General features: G+C 36.3%; 17 protein-coding genes. 10 read left to right on the top strand and 7 right to left on the bottom strand.

Features of this window, described 5'->3' with window-relative positions; all coding sequences use genetic code 11:
- Nucleotides 1-33: 33 nt before the first annotated feature.
- Nucleotides 34-1,311, top strand: coding sequence for a replication-associated recombination protein A (locus B0E34_RS15555; protein ID WP_087710927.1), 1,278 nt, complete (start codon nt 34-36; stop codon nt 1,309-1,311).
- Between the two features lie 412 nt (nt 1,312-1,723).
- On the opposite strand, the gene B0E34_RS15550 is transcribed toward B0E34_RS15555, so the two are convergent.
- The 5 genes from B0E34_RS15550 to B0E34_RS15530 all read right to left on the bottom strand — a co-directional run bounded on the left by B0E34_RS15550 (nt 1,724) and on the right by B0E34_RS15530 (nt 7,021).
- The gene (locus tag B0E34_RS15550) at nt 1,724-2,164 is read right to left on the bottom strand and encodes a hypothetical protein (RefSeq protein ID WP_087710926.1); all 441 of its coding nucleotides are present in this window, start codon (nt 2,162-2,164) and stop codon (nt 1,724-1,726) included.
- A 117-nt stretch (nt 2,165-2,281) separates the two neighbouring features.
- Nucleotides 2,282-4,480 (bottom strand): DUF2339 domain-containing protein, encoded by a 2,199-nt coding sequence (locus B0E34_RS15545; RefSeq protein WP_087710925.1) that lies wholly within the window; start codon nt 4,478-4,480, stop codon nt 2,282-2,284.
- 116 nt (nt 4,481-4,596) lie between these two features.
- A complete protein-coding gene (locus B0E34_RS15540; RefSeq protein ID WP_087710924.1) occupies nt 4,597-5,331 on the bottom strand; it encodes a hypothetical protein in 735 nt (244 codons plus the stop codon).
- A 328-nt stretch (nt 5,332-5,659) separates the two neighbouring features.
- Complete coding sequence (gene pheA / locus B0E34_RS15535; RefSeq protein WP_087710922.1) at nt 5,660-6,508, bottom strand: prephenate dehydratase; 849 nt, start codon at nt 6,506-6,508, stop codon at nt 5,660-5,662.
- 102 nt (nt 6,509-6,610) lie between these two features.
- The gene (locus B0E34_RS15530) at nt 6,611-7,021 is read right to left on the bottom strand and encodes an acyl-CoA thioesterase (protein ID WP_087710920.1); all 411 of its coding nucleotides are present in this window, start codon (nt 7,019-7,021) and stop codon (nt 6,611-6,613) included.
- Between the two features lie 138 nt (nt 7,022-7,159).
- Between B0E34_RS15530 and dnaA the strand changes: the two genes are divergently transcribed.
- The 4 genes from dnaA to B0E34_RS15510 all read left to right on the top strand — a co-directional run bounded on the left by dnaA (nt 7,160) and on the right by B0E34_RS15510 (nt 10,366).
- Nucleotides 7,160-8,614 (top strand): chromosomal replication initiator protein DnaA, encoded by a 1,455-nt coding sequence (gene dnaA / locus B0E34_RS15525; RefSeq protein ID WP_076393394.1) that lies wholly within the window; start codon nt 7,160-7,162, stop codon nt 8,612-8,614.
- Between the two features lie 96 nt (nt 8,615-8,710).
- Nucleotides 8,711-9,160, top strand: a complete 450-nt coding sequence (locus B0E34_RS15520) for a low molecular weight protein-tyrosine-phosphatase (protein ID WP_087710918.1) — start codon at nt 8,711-8,713, stop codon at nt 9,158-9,160.
- Nucleotides 9,161-9,162: 2 nt separating this feature from the next.
- Complete coding sequence (locus tag B0E34_RS15515) at nt 9,163-9,663, top strand: Cif family virulence factor (protein ID WP_087710916.1); 501 nt, start codon at nt 9,163-9,165, stop codon at nt 9,661-9,663.
- A gap of 4 nt (nt 9,664-9,667) precedes the next feature.
- Nucleotides 9,668-10,366, top strand: a complete 699-nt coding sequence (locus B0E34_RS15510; RefSeq protein ID WP_087710914.1) for an SAM-dependent methyltransferase — start codon at nt 9,668-9,670, stop codon at nt 10,364-10,366.
- Nucleotides 10,367-10,553: 187 nt separating this feature from the next.
- Here the strand turns inward: B0E34_RS15510 and B0E34_RS15505 are convergent, their stop codons facing one another.
- Nucleotides 10,554-11,423: a DUF4349 domain-containing protein gene (locus B0E34_RS15505; RefSeq protein WP_087711531.1), complete on the bottom strand. Its 870-nt coding sequence runs from the start codon at nt 11,421-11,423 to the stop codon at nt 10,554-10,556.
- A 158-nt stretch (nt 11,424-11,581) separates the two neighbouring features.
- Here B0E34_RS15505 and B0E34_RS15500 point away from each other — a divergent pair, with 158 nt between their 5' ends.
- A complete protein-coding gene (locus tag B0E34_RS15500) occupies nt 11,582-12,649 on the top strand; it encodes a DUF2891 domain-containing protein (protein WP_087710912.1) in 1,068 nt (355 codons plus the stop codon).
- Between the two features lie 189 nt (nt 12,650-12,838).
- Here B0E34_RS15500 and B0E34_RS15495 read toward each other — a convergent pair whose 3' ends face one another.
- Nucleotides 12,839-13,312: an Mpo1 family 2-hydroxy fatty acid dioxygenase gene (locus B0E34_RS15495; RefSeq protein ID WP_087710910.1), complete on the bottom strand. Its 474-nt coding sequence runs from the start codon at nt 13,310-13,312 to the stop codon at nt 12,839-12,841.
- Nucleotides 13,313-13,382: 70 nt separating this feature from the next.
- On the opposite strand from B0E34_RS15495, the gene B0E34_RS15490 reads away from it, so the two are divergent.
- The 4 genes from B0E34_RS15490 to B0E34_RS15475 all read left to right on the top strand — a co-directional run bounded on the left by B0E34_RS15490 (nt 13,383) and on the right by B0E34_RS15475 (nt 18,452).
- Nucleotides 13,383-14,228 (top strand): helix-turn-helix domain-containing protein, encoded by an 846-nt coding sequence (locus tag B0E34_RS15490; protein ID WP_087710908.1) that lies wholly within the window; start codon nt 13,383-13,385, stop codon nt 14,226-14,228.
- An 89-nt stretch (nt 14,229-14,317) separates the two neighbouring features.
- Entirely contained in the window at nt 14,318-15,628 is a 1,311-nt protein-coding gene (locus B0E34_RS15485) for a TolC family protein (protein WP_087710906.1), read from the top strand.
- Nucleotides 15,629-15,650: 22 nt separating this feature from the next.
- Complete coding sequence (locus B0E34_RS15480; RefSeq protein ID WP_087710904.1) at nt 15,651-16,766, top strand: HlyD family secretion protein; 1,116 nt, start codon at nt 15,651-15,653, stop codon at nt 16,764-16,766.
- Between the two features lie 93 nt (nt 16,767-16,859).
- Entirely contained in the window at nt 16,860-18,452 is a 1,593-nt protein-coding gene (locus B0E34_RS15475) for an MFS transporter (RefSeq protein ID WP_087710902.1), read from the top strand.
- Nucleotides 18,453-18,637 lie beyond the last annotated feature (185 nt).

Raw genomic sequence — 18,637 nt, 5'->3', positions numbered from 1 at the left:
ACATTAATATTTTACTTTTTTAAATCTGAAATTTTGAACCAAAATATCCCGTTAGCTGAAAAATTAAGACCCAAAACACTGGATGATGTTCTCGGGCAGGAACATTTAACCGGAGAAAAGGGGACGATCCGCAAAATGCTGGAAAACAATTCCCTGAATTCTCTTATTTTCTGGGGACCTCCCGGAACCGGAAAAACCACTCTGGCGGAAATTATTTCCGAAAAGTCGGGAAGGAAATTCTATAAGCTTTCTGCGGTTTCTTCGGGAGTGAAAGATGTAAGAGATGTAATTGAAGACGCCAAAAAGCAGAATCTTTTTTCCGGAAAATCGCCGATTTTGTTTATCGATGAAATTCACCGTTTCAATAAATCGCAGCAGGATTCTCTTCTTCATGCTGTAGAAAAAGGCTGGATTGTTCTGATTGGTGCGACAACCGAAAACCCGAGCTTTGAAGTGGTTTCGGCTTTGCTTTCCAGAAGTCAGGTCTACGTTTTAAAAGCATTAACTTATGAAAAACTGGAAGAACTGATTGATACAGCTTCCGAAAAATTCAATCAGGATGAAAAAACATCGTTCAAAATCATTGAAAAAGAAGCTTTTATCCAATATTCGGGAGGTGATGCAAGAAAGCTGATTAATTCTGTAGAGTTGGTTTTAAATCAATATAAAAATTCCAAAAAATCAGAAATTAAAAATGAAGATGTGCTGGAAGTTTTGCAGGAAACGATTGCACTTTATGATAAAAACGGAGAACAGCATTACGATATTATTTCGGCTTTCATTAAATCCATGCGCGGAAGTGATCCGAATGGAACCGTCTATTGGCTGGCTAGAATGATCGCGGGGGGAGAAGACATTAAATTTATTGCAAGAAGAATGCTGATTCTGGCTTCCGAAGATATCGGTCTTGCCAATCCGAATGCATTGGTGATCGCCAACAACTGTTTTCAGGCAGTGAACGTGATCGGAAATCCTGAAGCAAGAATTATCCTGAGTGAAACGGCGGTTTATCTTGCGGTTTCGCCAAAAAGCAATTCAACGTACATGGCGATTAATGAAGCCTTGGCATTGGTTAAAAAAACGGGAAATCTTCCTGTTCCTTTACACTTAAGAAATGCCCCTACAAAACTCATGAAAGATCTGGATTATGGGAAAGAATACAAATACGCGCATTCTTATGAAGGCAACTTTGTAGATCAGAGTTTTCTGCCGGAAGAAATTAAAGAGGTAAAATTGTACGAACCGGGAAACAACGCCACCGAAAAGAAGATCTACGAAGAATTAAAGAAAAAATGGAACAATAAATACTGAAACTATTCATTAACCGCAAAAGAGACAAAAGACAAACATCATAAATAACCTCAGTTCGGGATAATAAATAAATTTAAAAAAATTGATTTATAGCATTGTATTAATTTATCGCAAAGAAAAACAAAAGATTTTTTTACTTATTGAAAGTTGGTAAGCTAAACAAAGGCACTTCGTTTATTTAGAAAACACAAAAATGGTATTACTTTGATAAGTTTTACGCCTTTGTATATCTTAAAAGTTGAATTCTTGATAATTGAATCTCTTTGTTTAACCTTGCGGTTAAGAAGACTTATCCTAAACTCAGGTTAAATAATAAGAATATTTAAAGTTCTCAAAAGAAAAGCTTTAAGCAATATTACTGAAAAAGGATGCTCAAATTGGGCATCCTTTTCTTTAAATATGATCTGAGAAATTACTTTTTAGAAGTCGTTACCGATACCATTTTCTTACCGTTGCTGGTAACAACCTGTGCATTGTTGATGATGTCTCCGTATACCATCGTTTTTGTATTGGTAAACTCGTATCCGTCAATAAGTACCGGTGTATCTGCAGGAAGCCCGAACTGCGCATTCAGTTCGTTTACAGGCATTCTGTCTAATACAGGCTGATTGCTTTTCAGCTTATATTCTACCAATCCGTTATCTGCAATATAATCGAATTTTTTAAGGCTTTGCGGAAGTTCTGTCGAAGATTTGTAAGCTTTAGAGCTTTGTACAGAACTTTTATAATGAGTATTAAACATATCTACCGTTCCTACAATATCATTTGCCACTGCAAATTTTGTAGCTGTATTCTTCTGAGCAAACAGCGTAGCAGAAGATAATAATAAAAAAGAGTAGAGAATTTTTTTCATAATGTTTCTTGAATAAATGACTATTAAAAACTTGATAAATATAGGTATTTTTTACAAAATGTAAATAAAAATTCATAATATTTTAACGATTGTTTATCGATAAAAGTTTTTGTAAAATTATAAATTTTCAGTTTCCGGCTTATCTTCTTTCGTTTCCACCAGACTTTTAATTATTTTCTTAAGCCTTTGAAACAGAAATGAACTTAATAATAATATGACGCCCAGAATGATAAAAGCTATAATTCTGGATACATTATCCATTTCCCAGACATCATAGAGATACAGTTTCAGGATGGTAACGGCAACCAGTGCAAAACCGATTTTGCTGTATTCTGAAATATTATTCTTCAATCCTCTGTAAATAAAAATACAGGAAAGAACCGCCCAGATAATCGGAAGATAAAGAAGACCGAAGTGTTTTCTTAAAGCTTGGATGTCTGATGTTTTTTCGGCATTCAGCAAAATATAAATGTTGTACAATTCGAAGCTTAATGCAGTGATAACAGCAAGAGAAATCATCCAGTAAGATAATTTTACAGTAAAGAAGTGAGATCGTGGCAACACTTTCACCATAATGTAAATGAATGGAACCCAATAGAGAAGATAAAGTCCGTAAAAGCCAGACGATATTTTATGCAGCAGAAAATTGGAGACAATTCCCGGACCTGAAATTACTGTATCCAATATAATCAATACACAGAAAAGATAAATAAGATTGGTTTCCGCAGGTTTCGGGATTTCCAGTTTTTTCCTGAACAGTAGAATTGCAAAAATATAATACAGCGTAAAAATCATTCCGACACTGAAGATTACAATCCACGGCTGCGCTGAAATATGATACATGATTTCCAGCAGAATCGCAAAATAGATCACGCTGTAGCTTAATATCGAAAATAAATATTCAAAGAAATCATTAATTTTTTCGTCGTGACCGGGATGTTTTCTCAGTAAAAATAAATTGAAAAATGTGGTAACCAACGTCACAGAACTTGTAAGAAATACAGGATTGAAAACGATATTCAGGCTTTTTGCATCGATATATTCTGTCCAGGTGATGATCTGTGCAATGATGACCAAAGGAAAGAGAACATTAAAGCATTTTCTGAAAATTTCAAGGTTGGTTTTCTTCCATATATATAAAAGGAGTGTTGCTTCAATAGCCCAAACACTCGTAATGAGATGGGTCTTGAACTGCAATGCAACGGCTAAAGTTAAAAGACTTACCGTAACTGCGGCGAATACAGAATAATTTATTCCGAAATTCTTCTGAGAATATTCTATGAACAGTAAAACGGAATTCACCAAAGCAAAAATCAGCGGAAAAATAATCACAGGTTCATAGCCAAGCTGATCAAAAATATAAGCGAGTCCGATGATGTTGGTAAAGTTAATTAAAACAAGCATCAGAATATCGGAGGAAGACATAACTTCTTTCCTGAAGTAATTTTTTAAGGCAAAAAAATAGAAAATAAGGTATCCGGAAATATAAAAATAAATGCTTAAAAGCTGTGTGGTCTCAAAAGTCCAGTAGAAAAGATAAACATACGTAAAGATAAAAGCGATCCATCCGATACTCTTCCAGTTTTTAAGAAAAGCAACGGCAAGCATTCCAAGATTAAGAACGGTAATGTAAGTAAACAGAAACAGATAGTTGCTGTGTCCGGAACTTACCATCAACGGCGCTAAAAATCCTCCGAATAAAGAAAAGATAATAAGAATTTCACTTTTATAATAATAGGAGAGCGCAATACTCATTAATGTAATCAGGCAGGTTACGGAAAATGCAGTATTCTGGGAAAACAGATGATATTCGCGGAAAGCGATCGTTACCGTAAAGTACAACACAGCAATTCCGCCTCCGGTAATAATGGAAGAAAATACCGAATAGTTTTTCCTCAAAAAATGACCAAGCGAAATGATGACAGCTCCTAAAAAGAATCCGATTCCCACTCTCAGCGTTTCTCCGATCCAGTTTTTATCAATCGCATATTTTACGAAATAGCCGATTCCTAAAACCAATGTGAAGATCCCGATAATCGTTAAAGCATTTTGTTTCAGAAATTCGAAAATGATATTCATCCAGTCGTTTCCTTCCTGTTCAGGAATAATATCCTGCTCTGCATGAAGTGTAGGTTCTGCATTCTGTACAGCCAAAGAAATTTTCTCGTGGTTTTCTTCTTTTACTTCCGGCTTTTCAGCATTTAATTTTGAACTCAGTTCCGAAACTCTTTCCTCCAGTCTGCTGATTTTGCTGTTCAGATGAGTAAAGATGATCAGAATACATAGAATGAGGAGAATAACGATCGAATAAATCATTTTTAGACTTTTGGTTATATCAAATATAACAATAAACTTAATACCATATAATTAATCCGCCATCATCAGATGATATGGCGGATTAATTCTAAAGTAATATTTGAACTATAAAAAAATTAATTGGATACTTTATAAATATAGAATGAACCAGTGCTTGAACCTAATAAACCTAAATCCAGCAAAGAATTATTTGTAAGTCCGAAAGATATTTTGTCTCCTGCCTGAAGAGAATATAAAGAATTAATGCTTCCTTCAGAAATTGTTAAGCTCACCAATCCCAGATTGATCCCGCTGAATTCTCTTGTATCGATAATTGTTCCTGTTCCGGCTCTGTTTCTTAAAATCGCAATACTTGGAGGTGTGGTAAGTACTCCGGACTGAAGCCCTGTTCCGTATCTGAAAGTAAAGCCAATGGCATAGATTCCCGCAGATGGAACAGTATAACTACCATCGGAATCTGAGAAAAGAGATGAGGTTCCCGTTGTTTTTTCTGCCACTAAAAAGTTAACCGGTCTGAAACCGTTAGGCAGGATTCCGATATTAATAAGAGTAATTCCTGAAGTTTTTTTCGCTGAATATACCGAAGTATTTATTCCCGAATTAATAACATAATCTGAAATAACCTGTGGGGAAACCTGTACGACCTGAGCGTCTCCACCGGTATTCTGATTGACAGCAAGAACCTGATAACCCGGAAGAGTGGGAGCAGCAGGTGTTTGTCTGATTTTCATTGTTCCGTTAACATCAAGACTAGCCTGAGGATTCGGAGTACCAATACCAACCCATCCACTTTGAGAAAAAGCTAAAGTTGACATCGTCGCTAAAAGTAAGCTGTAGATTTTAGTTTTCATGCTATAAAATTTAAATTAGTTAATGGTTTTAGTCTCAGTTAGTTATTTTCAATTTACATCAAATAGTATGCAATAAATATGTTAAATGTTATTTTTTTTTCAACAATTGATGAAAAATTATTAAAAAAAACGCATTTATAACCCTATTGTATTGCTTTTTTTTGAAGATAAATTTCAATTATATTACATTATGAAAAATATGAAAATCAATATTTTATGAATGTAATTATAGTAAAGTTAGTTTTTTTTCTGCTTACCACCAAAAATAACTTATTAAATCTCTTTAATATGAAATATTTTAAAAAATTTACAAATATGTACTTATAAATTAACTCGTTAGAATATATTCTCTGTAATTTCCTAAGAAATCTACCTCTACATTCAGTGCTTTAAGCTCTTCCAAAGCGTTTTTGTAAAGTGCTGATTCCCAGATTCCGGATACATTGATGTAAAAAAAGTAATTTCCCAGACCTGTTTTCAGCGTTCTGGATTCTATCTTGCTGAGGTTCATCTTTCTCCATGCAAAAACAGACAACACCTGATGAAGACCTCCCGCATGATCTTCCGGAAGGGTAATCAGCAGACCGGATTTTTCTCCCAAAACTTCCAGATTTTTATTATCATAAGTTTCCAGCTTTTTTGAAATAACAATAAATCTCGTATGGTTTTGTTCAAAATCCTGTATGTTCCGGTGGATAATTTTCAGACCGTATAAATTGGCTGCAAACTGATTCGCAACCGCGGCAAGATTTCTGTCCGGATGTTCAGAAACGTGTTTTGCAGCAGCAGCAGTGGAAGAAAACTCCTGTTTCGGGATCTCCTTACATGTTTTATCCAGAAAATGAAAACTCTGCGCTAAAGCCTGCGGATGAGAGTATATTTTTTCGATATTTGTTTCATCACACATTGGATGAATCATCAGATGATGCGCAATCGGCATTACGGCTTCAGCCTGTATTTTTATATCCGGTGTTTTATAAAGATAATCCAGCGTCATGGAAACCGTTCCTTCGATGGAGTTTTCCAGCGGAACAACGGCTTTTTCAACCTCTCCGGCTTCTACCGCAGTAAAGCAGTCTAAAATATTGGTTTGTGGTAAAAGTTCTTCATTCGGGAAAAGCTGGGTGGCAGCAAGCTGTGTAAAACTTGCCTGCGGTCCCAAAAATGCAATCTTCATGATGTCTCTGTTATTATTTATTTAAATATAGCGAAATTTATATAAGCCGCTCAATTTGTACTTTTAAAAGTTTAATCTTCTGTGTATGTGCTTTTGTTTGTGTTATTCCTTCCAGTTCTCCTCAATCAGTTTCATCAGATAATCCGGACACTTCACCACTTTGTTGGTTTTGGCATCTAAAAAGAATAGAGTAGTAGAAGCTTCTGTGATCTTTATATTTTCTTCGTTGAAGATTTCATATTCAAATTCAATTCTCACTCCCGGAATTTTTTTTACATAGGTATGAATTTCTAATTTTTCATCATAAAAAGCAGGTCGTAAATACTTAATTTTATACTCGGAAACAGGCAGCCAAATTCCTTGATTTTCAATCTCATTATAAGACATTCCTATGCTTCGGAAAAGCTCCACTCTTCCAATTTCCAGATACTCGGCGTAGTTGCCGTAATAAACGTATTTCATAGGGTCTGTTTCTCCGTAACGTACTCTTAATGAGTGTGTTGTGTGTATCATTTTAAGCTTCTTTATATACATACAAATATATTTTTAAATAATCAATATCCACAATATTTTTTTTTAAGATAAAAAAATTAGACCTTTGTCGTCCTTCCAAAAAGTACTAACAACTAAGAATTAATCGGGGCATCAATTATGGATGAAAATTTAATGATGATATGGCAGAAGTGCCTTCAGTTCATGCGCGATAATCTCAACGCAGCTGAAGATAATTCTGATCTGAAAAAACTTGAAAAATCTTTCGATTTACTATTCGATAAGGTTCAGCCGATCTCATTGGTTGAAAATAACCTTACGCTTATGGTACCGAGTGATTTTTACAAGGAATATATTGAGGATAATTACCTGTCCTTGCTTTCGGCTGCCCTGAAGAAAAACATAGGAAAAGGAGTGAAATTATGGTATTCTGTAATGGAAAACAAGCCTGCCGGTTTGGAAAGACCCGTTACCATGAATATGAAAGGTAAATCTGTACCTACTCCGAAAGTACAGGAAACTATGCCGCAAGGTTTTTCTGCCAATATCGTGAATCCATTTGTGGTTCCGGGAATCCGAAAAGTAAATATTGATTCCAACTTAAAATCTGACTTCTCTTTCGATAATTATGTAGAAGGAGAAAGCAACAAATTTGCAGCTACTGTTGCAAGATCTATCGCTAAAAGACCGGGCGCAACGGCATTCAACCCATTATTTTTATACGGTGGTTACGGTGTAGGTAAAACACACTTAGGACAGGCTGTAGGTCTGGAAGTAAAAAGCCAGTTTCCGGATAAAGTAGTATTATATCTGTCTTCCGAAAAATTCATCCAACAGTTTATTTCGGCAGCAAAAGCACATAAGCAGACCGAGTTTGCGAATTTCTACCAGATGGTTGATGTTTTAATCATTGATGATATTCAGTTCCTTTCCGGAAAATCTGCAACACAGGACAGCTTCTTCCACATTTTCGATCATTTGCATCAGAACGGAAAACAGATTATCTTAACTTCAGATAAAGCTCCGGCAGATATTCTTGATATTCAGGACAGGATTGTTTCCCGATTCAAATGGGGACTTTCTGCAGAGATCAAATCTCCGGATATTTCAACAAGAAAGCAGATCATCATCGATAAATTAAGCAGAGACGGAATCGTTCTTCCCGATGATATGCTGGATTTCCTTGCTGCGGAAGCAAAAACAAACGTGAGAGAACTTATCGGAATCATAAATTCTGTTATTGCTTACTCTACCATTTATAAGCAGGATCTGAGCTTAACTTTGTTGAAGGATACCATTAATAAGATTGCATCCAACCAGAAAAAAGTCATCAACATTCCTTATATTCAGGAAGTGGTTTGCGATTATTTCGGAATCAAAAAAGAACAGCTTTTATCCAAAACAAGAAAAAGAGAAATTGCACTTCCAAGACAATTGGCGATGTATTTTTCCAAAGAGCTAACCAATGCCACTTTCACAAAGATCGGTGAGGAAATGGGCGGAAAAGACCATTCTACGGTAATGTACGCTTGTGATACCATCAAAGATGTTTCCAAGATCGACAAAGAAGTTAAAAAGTATGTGAAGGAATTGGGAGAGAGAATTAAACAGTAAGAAATAATTTAATTTAAATACAGAAAATGGAGAATAATTTTATTCTTCATTTTTTATTTAGTTTTGTTACCTGAAACATTAAAACCTGAGACTGAGATGAAAATATTAATGGTATGTCTGGGAAACATTTGCAGAAGTCCTTTAGCAGAAGGAATTATGAAAGCAAAGGCTCCTGAAAATTTTGTAATAGATTCTGCAGGAACTATTTCCATGCACGAAGGAAATCATCCCGACAAAAGAGCCATTAAAACCGCTTCAAACCACGGAATTGATATTTCGAAACAGAGATCCAGACCGATAACGCAGTCTGATTTTGAAACATTTGATAAAATCTACTGCATGGATGTGGATGTTTTGGCTGATGTGGTTTCTAAAGCTAAAAATGAAGAACAGCGAAAAAAAGTGTCTTTATTTCTTGAAGTTTTGGGCGATCATGAAAATGCTGAAGTTCCCGATCCTTATTGGGGAGATATGCAGGAATTTGAAGACGTCTATCATTTGCTGGATCGTGGCTGCGATGCTGTTTTAAATAAAATTTCAAAATAATTATGAAGAAATTTTTCGTCCTTTTTCTTTTTTACAGCAGTTTTGCTTTTGCCCAGACAAAAGATGAAATCGCCATCCGTACCATGATGGATGATTTTATGAACTGCATTAAAACCAGAGATGAGGCAAAGTTTGTATCGCTTTTTCAGGATCCGGTTCTCTGGACGGGAGTATATACAGATCGTACCTACAAAAAAGTGATAACAGAATATCCCGACGAAAAAATTTATTTTACAGATAATTACAAAGCCTTCATTAAAAGTTTTAAAGACAATAAATCGGAGGAAAAATTTGATAATATGAAAATTATCGAAGACGGATCTATTGCTTCCGCTAATTTCGATTACAGTTTCTGGCATGACGGCAAAATGCTGAACTGGGGAAAAGAAATCTGGACTTTAATGAAAACCGACGGCAAATGGAAAATTACTTCCGTTTCTTTTTCCATGGATCTTACAAAATATTACCCACAACCTTCTTTAAAAGAAAGAACAAAAAAATAAAATCATGCTTTTTTTACTTCCTGCTTATCTTTCGGAAAACACCTCTATTACGCATTTTTCACCGGTGATTAAAGAGTATATCATGCAGACCGATTACTTCTTCGTGGAAAATGAAAAAACTGCCAGAAAAGTGGTTAAATTTTTCGCTCCTGAAAAAAAACAGTCGGAGCTGAAACTTTTTTTGCTGGATAAATACACAGAAAATGCAGATATTAAAGAAGCGCAGCAACTGATGCTAAAAGGTCAGGATTTCGGCTTGCTTTCTGAAGCGGGACTTCCGTGCATTGCAGATCCGGGAAATCTGATGGTGAAATGGTGTCATGAGAAAAACATCCGCGTTATCCCGATTTCAGGACCTTCATCGATTATTTTAGCGCTAATTTCCAGTGGCTTTAACGGTCAGGAATTCACCTTCAACGGCTATCTTCCGATTGATAAAAGTGAAAAGAAGAAGCAGATTCTTCAGCTAGAAAGTCTGGTTCAGAAGACAGGATATTCGCAGATTTTTATGGAAACCCCTTACAGAAACAACGCCCTTTTTGAAGATCTGACTAAGTTTTTATCACCAAACACAAAGCTTTGCATCGCCGCCAATATCAACGATGCTGAACAGGAATTTATTAAAACAAAAACCATAAAAGAGTGGCAGAAGCAAAAACCGGAACTCCATAAAATTCCTGCGGTATTTGTTTTGGGAAAATAGAAGGTTTTGTAATCTCCCGCAGATTTTGCAGGTTGTTTATCTAAAAAAGACGCTTTCTTTGGTCAAGCTCAGGATAAACTCTAGGCTCAGCATGATATCTCTAATACTAACTTTTATTTTGTAGCGGTGTCAGACTGAGCTTGTCGAAGTCTTTGTAATGATCTGATATTGAAAACATTTTTATCATTTATTTTTTCTTCCTGTTTCTCCATTTTCTCCAAAGAAATACAGCTACAGGAATCAGCAGAAAGAAAGGCCAAAGCGAAATAATTCCTAAAAGAAAAGCCACAAAACTGTTCCAGCCTTCCGTTACCGAATCTCCGAAACGGCTTCCGAAACCAACCTTCGAAGTGGCGGAAGTTCTTGCTTTTTCTTTGTATAAAATAAGGTTTAAAGTGCTGTAATTCACGCGGTCGTCTATAAAACGAAGTCTGCCTTCCGAAACATCAATTTCATCTTCCAGTTCACGGATGTTTTCCTGAATTTCCAAAATGTCTTTCGTTGTTTTTGCACTTTTCAGCATATCTCTGTATTTCTCAAGATAAATCTTTTTATTGGCAAGTTTTATGGAAACATCAGTATATTCTTCCGTTATATCATCTGAAGAGATATTTTTATACAAAACCGAACCGACACCATCTGAAAAAGAATTCACCAAAGCATCGAAATTCTGATGAGGAACTCTGATGGTTAAATCGATATTTTCCTCATTATCATTATTCTGAAACTCTTCTTTCTGAATATAGGCTTTGTTACTTTTTACAATGCTACTAACCTGATCCTGAGCTTTTTTAATGTCTCCGACCTGAATTTTTAGATCGCCGTTTTTGATGATCTTTTTGGAAATGGTTAGATTGGTTTGAGAAGAAGAGGGATTGTTGTTAGAAGCTATTTTTTCCGAAATACTGTTTGGTGGCGGTGGTGCTTCTTCCTTTAGAAATGCTTTGTCGGTGTCGTTTGCCGTAATTTCCATTGCAACTGCGGCATCTGCAATTTTTTCAGATTTTCCACAATGGATAAGGATTAAACAGAATAACAGTAGAAATAATTTTTTCATGAATAAAAGTTTCGGGAACATGATCAAAAATCATGCTTAAAATTGTTTTAAAGGATGAATTTCTAATAAATATTTAAAATAATTGAAGATAATTTATGAATTTCTATTTTTAGCCTGATCGCAAATGAAAAATTGAATTTATTTTATATTTTTAATGAATGAAAAAGAGTCTTTTAGCTATCGTTTTTTTACCGTTTATGATGTTTGGTCAGGAAATTCTGAAACTTACCGATGAAATGGCGGTGAGATTATCTGAAAAGCCGCTTCATTGTATCAATCAGGAATATCCGAACAAAACGGCGCATATCATCAATAACGAAAAAGAAGTTCCTTTAAGTCCTAAAGATCTTCATCCCAGTTTTTATGGCTGCTTCGATTGGCACAGCTCTGTTCACGGACACTGGATGCTGCTTCGGCTGCTGAAAACAAAACCCGGTCTTTCCGTAGCAAAAGACATTGAAAACATTCTAGACAATTCATTTAAAAAAGAAAATTTACAGACCGAAGCCGATTATTTCACCAAATATCAGCTAACCGGAACATTCGAAAGAACGTACGGATGGGCTTGGTTATTGAAATTGGACGAAGAACTGACAACATGGAATCATCCCAAAGCAAAAATATGGCATGAGAATCTAAAGCCTCTTACCGATAAAATTTTAGCTTCGTGGAAGACTTTTTTGCCTAAACAAACCTACCCTAACAGAACGGGAGTTCATCCCAATACTGCTTTTGCAATGGTTTTTGCACTCGATTGGGCAAGAGCGACCGGAGATAAATATTTTGAAAATCAGCTTATTGAAAAAGCGAAATATTTTTATCTGAAAAATACAAAAACACCCGCTTATCTAGAACCGGACGGATCGGATTTCTTTTCGCCAAGTCTGGAAATTGCAGATCTCATGCGACGCGTTTTACCCCAAAAAGAATTTGTCGTATGGTTAAATAATTTCTATGAAAAGCGAAGCCTGGAAAATATTGAAAAAATTCCGGTGGTGAGTGATCTATCAGATTATCAGACGGTTCATTTGGTTGGTTTATCTTTTTCTAAAGCGTGGTGCATGAAAGGAATCGCTAAATCGCTTCCTGCAAATCATCCTTTGAAACAGAAATTTGAGAAAACAGCCAAAGTATTTTTAAACAACGGATTGCCATTGCTTTTTCAGGGAAATTACGGGGGAGATCATTGGTTGGCAAGTTTTGCCGTTTATGCTCTTGAAGATTAATAAGGTTAGAAGTTTGATGCCGGAAGAGGGAAGTTTTATATGCGCGACTTCAACGGTTGAAATAACTCTTGCTGGAAACACAATATAGTAAGAGGGAAGTTGTATAGCCTGAAAACCAACTTCCATCTTTAATCATCCGTTTCAGTTATCGATCATCAATTATCATTTATCATTCATCAATCATTACAATTAATATCTGATTCCCAGTTTTTTAAGAATAAAACTCAACAGCCAGATCGGTCCTACCAAAAGGAACTGCAAATCTTTCAGGAAAGAAGGTTTTTTGCCCTCAATCTTATGTCCTACAAACTGAAAAATCCACGTTATTACAAAAACAGCGAGGTAAACCATCCACGATTTTTCTTCAAAACGGATATTGATTCCATAAGCGAAACTTTCCATTAAAATCATCACGAAAAACATAATCAGACCGATTAAAAAAGAAAGTCTGGTGTAAAAAATGGTCACTAAAGCGATGGCAGCAAAGCTTATATAGCTGATTTCGCCGATGTACCTGAAGCCAATTGATTTTGAAGGAATGATAGAAATAAAACCTAAAATTGTCCAGAAAATTAAAGGAACACAGATCCAGTGGATCAGTTTATTGGTCGAGTTTCTGTGGCTTTCGGCGTATTCTGCAAATAGTAAATCAATTTTTCTCATATCATTAATTTGGAAAACACTAAAATAATAAATTTTTGTGATCGCTCAAGAGATTGCTTACATTTGTACTATGTCTGTCTTAGAAAAATTCGGGGTTGAAATCTTTACGCAACATAATATTTTCGAGAGAATTTCTGTCGATAAACCGTTCCGTCCTGATAATCCTGCGTTTATCTTTGTGAAAACCGGAAGCATTAAGCTGAAACAGCACTTCCGCGATCTTGAGCTTTCTGCCAATATGTTTATGGTGACGGATCCTCAGACGGTGTACGAAATGATCTCCATCAGTGATGATTTCCAGTCGAGAATGGTTTCTTACAAACGTGAATTTATCTCCGCCTTATCTTTGAAATTCAACAGATTAATTACTTACCGTTACTTCAGGCAGCAGATGAACATTGGTGTTCCTTTCGAACCGGATGAACTGGAAGTGGTCTGGAAAAGTGTTAATTTCCTGAAATATATTCTCGATTCTGAGACAGAAATGACCTACAAGAAAGAAATTGTTGAACATCTTTTTTCTGTTTTCTGTTATCAGATGGCAGGAATTATTTCCAAGGAAGACAGCAATTCTATGAGCCAGATGTCCAGACAGGAAGAAATTGTTTTTATTTTCCTGAATGATCTCGCGCAACACCACACCCATGAGCGAAGCGTGGAGTTCTATGCGCAACGTCAGTCGATTACAACCAGACATCTTTCGGCGGTTGTAAAAGAGATTACGGGAAAGTCGGCAAGCCAGATTATTTCACTGATTGTGATGAACGAGGCAAAAGTACTGCTGAACTCTTCAAATAAGCCGGTTTCGGAGATTTCCGGTATTCTCGGTTTTAGTGATCCTTATTCTTTTTCGCACTTTTTTAAAAAACATCTGGGCGAAAGTCCTTCTCAATACAGAAATCAGTTCGAAAACTAAAATCTTACATTTGAACATCTTTTTCCAATTCTTAAACATTTGTTTGAGTTTGTTGCTGCCGTACCTTTGTATCCGTAAAACAAGGTAAAATGGTTAAGAACATAAAAACAGCGCTATCACTCGTGATAGCCTTATTTCCTGCGCTGTTTTTTTCACAGGAAATAAAACAGCTCACTGTAGACGAAGTTGCCGAACTCGCGGTGCAGAATCATCAGCAACTGAAAGTTTCGGCACAGAATATCGACATTGCCAGACAGAATACGGAAGTGGTAAAACTACAGAAACTGCCGAACATTACAGCTTCTACCAGTCAGTTCTACTTAGGCGATGTGGTTGCGATCGACAAAGATTTCTTAAATTCCACTAATATTCCAATGCCGCACTACGGAAGTTCGTATGCGGTTCAGGCAACACAGCTTATTTTTAAAGGCGGATTGGTGAACAAATCTATTGAAATGGCGGGACTTCGTGAGCAGCTTTCCAAACTGGATCTGGAAAAGAATAAACAGGACGTAAAACTTCTGGTCATTTCAAATTATCTGGATATTTATAAAATTTTAAATCAGGAAGCAGTTTTTCAGAACAATAAAAAACTGGCTCAGGAAAGACTGAAAAATATTCAGAAATTTTATCAGCAGGGAATGGTGACGAGAAATGAGGTCATTCGTGGTGAACTGGCAATCAAAAATTTAGATCAGGGTATTTTAACGTTAAAAAACAATAAAAAAATTCTGAATTATAATTTAAGCATTGCTTTAGGATTACCCACTGATACTGAAATTGTTCCTGTAGAAAGTTTGCAGAACAAAGAATCGGGAATCGGGATCGAGTATTATGTAAATCTCGCTCATGACAGCAATCCTTTGCTGAAATCTGCGAAAACAAATATTGATGTTGCCGATAAAAATATTGAAATTATTAAAACCGACAGAATGCCTACGATTTCAGGTTTTGGAGGATATTCTCTGCAAAGACCGATTACAACAAGAAATCCTGTTCTGGATATGTATTCCGGTGGTTGGCAAACGGGGATTTCATTAAGTTACAATATTGATAATCTTTTTAAAACCAAAGAAAAAGTGAAGCTGGGAGAGCTGCAGAAAACGCAGGCGAATGATGCCATGACTTTAACGCAGCAGAATATTGATATGGCTGTAAATGCGGCGTATACCAAATATCAGGAATCTATTCAGCAGGCGGGAATTTTAAATGATGCTAAAAAACTGGCGGAAGAAAACTATAAAATTACCGAAGCTAAATATCTGAATCAGTTGGCGGTACAGGCAGAAATGATCGACGCGCAGAACCAAAAGTTACAATCGGAGCTTGATTATGCAAATGGAGAAATCAATGTGCTGTATCAGTATTATAATCTTTTAAAATCTACCGGAACACTTTAATATTTAAAATTTGAAAAACAAAATGGAAAACAAGGAACAAGATACACAAAATACAACTCAGGCTCCTGTCAATTCAGGAGCTGCAGCCAATAAAAAAGAACGAAAGAAAAACAGAATCAAAGCTGTCATTTCCAATATCGTGGTTTTTGCCGTGATTGGTTTTGGATTGTACTGGCTGATTGCGCAATATTTTCACATCGGTGATAAAACCTATACGGAAGCGGCTCAGGTTGAGGAATTTATCAACCCTATCAATACAAGAGTTTCAGCTTACATCAAAGAGATAAAATTCATTGAGCATCAAAAGGTTAAAAAAGGAGATACGCTTGTTGTATTGGATGACCGCGAAATTTTAACCCAGATCGGACAGGCGGAAGCTGCGTATCAAAATGCTTTGGCGCAAAGAGCGGCAACAAGTTCATCGGTGAATACGGTTTCCAATAACGTGAATGTAATGGAATCTAATATTGCGGGAGCAAAAGCAAGACTCTGGAATGCTGAGCAGAATTTAAACCGTTACAAAAACCTTCTAGCTTCCGAAGCGGTGACGAGACAGCAGTACGATCAGGTGAAAACGGAGTATGATGCACAAAAAGCGGCGTATCAGACTTTAATCAACCAGAAACAGTCGGCAAATCTTTCAACTGTAGAAGTGAAAAGTAAATTCGGGATCATTGATGCGGAAATTAAACGAACTAAATCCGCATTGGATATGGCGAAAATTAATCTTTCTTATACAGTAATTACCGCGCCTTATGACGGAGTGATGGGAAGAAGAACGATTTCTGAAGGACAGTTGATTCAGCCGGGACAACAGGTTGCGACGATTGTTTTGAACGGTCAGAAGTGGGTAACTGCCAATTTTCTGGAAAGTCAGATGCCGAATGTAAAAACAGGAGAAAAAATGATGATGACAGCCGATGCTTTGGGCGGAAAACAATTTGAAGGAGTGGTTACAGCGATTTCTGCGGCTACAGGTTCAAGATATTCTAATATTCCGACGGATAATTCTACCGGAAACTTCATTAAAGTTCAGCAGAGAATTCCTGTAAGAATTGAGTTTACGCCTTCCAATAAAAAAGAAGATATCGAAAAGCTGAGCGCAGGAATGAATATGAATATTGTGATTAAAAAATAAGAAGGACAGAAAGAGGATGAGGAAAACCGAGGCTAATGTGTTTGGAAAATCATACATCTTCAGACTTTCAGCCTTCAAATCAAATTTTAAAATATGTACAACAAAGGATTATACCGAGATTGGGTACCGAAACCTGTTCAGCTTTTACTGATCGTGCTTTTACTGGCGATCGTGATGCCTTTGGGCGGTGTTTACACAGGAAACATCAGTTATATGGTGGGCGGAACCGGTGCGCTTTCGGAAAATTATATTTTTGCGAATTATGCTTCCACGATCGGAATGGGAGCGGCAATGCCGATTGTTCTTAGACTGAAAATGCGGTTTAAGATCAGGGATAAAATTACGGTTGTTCTGGTTCTTTTGGGAATTTTAAATTACATCAATGCAACCACACTTCAGCCTTCTGTAATCATCGGAAGTTCTCTTCTGATCGGTTTCTTTAAAATGATTGTTGCGATCGAATTATTTTTACCCGTTATGGCAATGATCGGAAACCGTGGTGTTTTTTACGGTGTTTTTTATTCTTTTATTCTGATTATGAACCAGATTGCGGGATATTATGCCGTAGAAGTTTCGGTTTTGTATAACTGGCAGCAGTTTTTCGTGCTGATTTCGATTTTGTGTTTCGGACTGGCTGTTTTGCAGTGGATTTTTATGCACGATCAATATTTTGCTTTAAAAGTCCCGCTTCATTATATTGACTGGTTGAGTATTCTGCTATTTGTGGCAACGTTTATGTTTTCGGCGTATGTTTTTGCTTTTGGAAAACAGCAGGACTGGCTGAATTCTAAAAATATCATCAATGCATCAATTGGTGCTTTTGTAAGTTTTGCGCTTTTGGTGACCAGACAGACGCATCTGAAAAGACCTTATTTATCATTCAAAGTTTTTTCAAAAAGTAATGTTCTTCATGGTCTGTTTATGCTTCTTTGTCTGGGAATGTTTATGGCAACGGCAACGTTACAGAATATTTTTGCCGTCGGAGTTTTGGGATACGACCAATTAACCAATGCGAAGCTAAATCTTCTGATGATTCCCGGAATTGTAGTTGCCGGAATTGTGGCGATTATCTGGTTTAAAAGAGACAAACCTGTGAAAATGTATATTTTTTCCGGATTTGCAGCAATGTTGGGATATTCAGTTATTATGTATTTCTCGATGGTTTTGGAGTTTAATTATGACAACTGGTATCTTCCTTTATTCCTGAAAGGTTTTGGGATGACGGTACTTTTTATTTCCGTTTGGTATTACACGCTGGATAAGCTTGAACTTGATGATATGATGGCTGCCATCGGACTGGCTTTGGTCTGGAGAACTTTTATTACGATCGGTTTCTTTTCGGCGGTATTTTCATGGTTTCAGTACCGTTTTCAGGTGGAAAGTTTAGGAAATCTGGCGGTTTATATGGATGGATTAACGGTGAGTTCACAAAGTGTGGCTGCCAATCTTAAAGGAATTCAGCTCAATGCCATTATTGCTGCCAATAAAAAGATTTTCGGATATATCGTTATTGCCGGTTTCGGAATTTTAGGATATATTCTTACGCATCATTTTGGAAGAGAACGTTTTGTATCCACAAGATTTATAAAAGTGTTAAGCGGAAAATCTGTAATTGCCAGAAGAAGACTTTTGGAAAGAAAAAGATTATCCGAAGAAATAAAAGACGCAGCAGGTCCTGCGATGTAAAGAACCTTGTTTTTCATTTACTGAGTCAAAGCACCATTTTAATTGTAAAGTGGGGCTTTGCGTTTTTAGAAAGTTTAAAATTTTAATGTGGAAATTCCGAATGTTTATTTTAGTATTAAAACTTGTGATAAACTAATTTCAGAATTAACCACAAAAGGGACAAAAGATAATGTTAAAGCGAATTT

Origin of the sequence: Chryseobacterium mucoviscidosis (assembly GCF_002177115.1) — a bacterium.
In the GTDB taxonomy this organism is placed as follows: domain Bacteria; phylum Bacteroidota; class Bacteroidia; order Flavobacteriales; family Weeksellaceae; genus Chryseobacterium; species Chryseobacterium mucoviscidosis.
The sequence above is the reverse complement of the archived record's forward strand: the minus strand, read 5'-3'. Positions and strand labels throughout refer to the sequence as shown.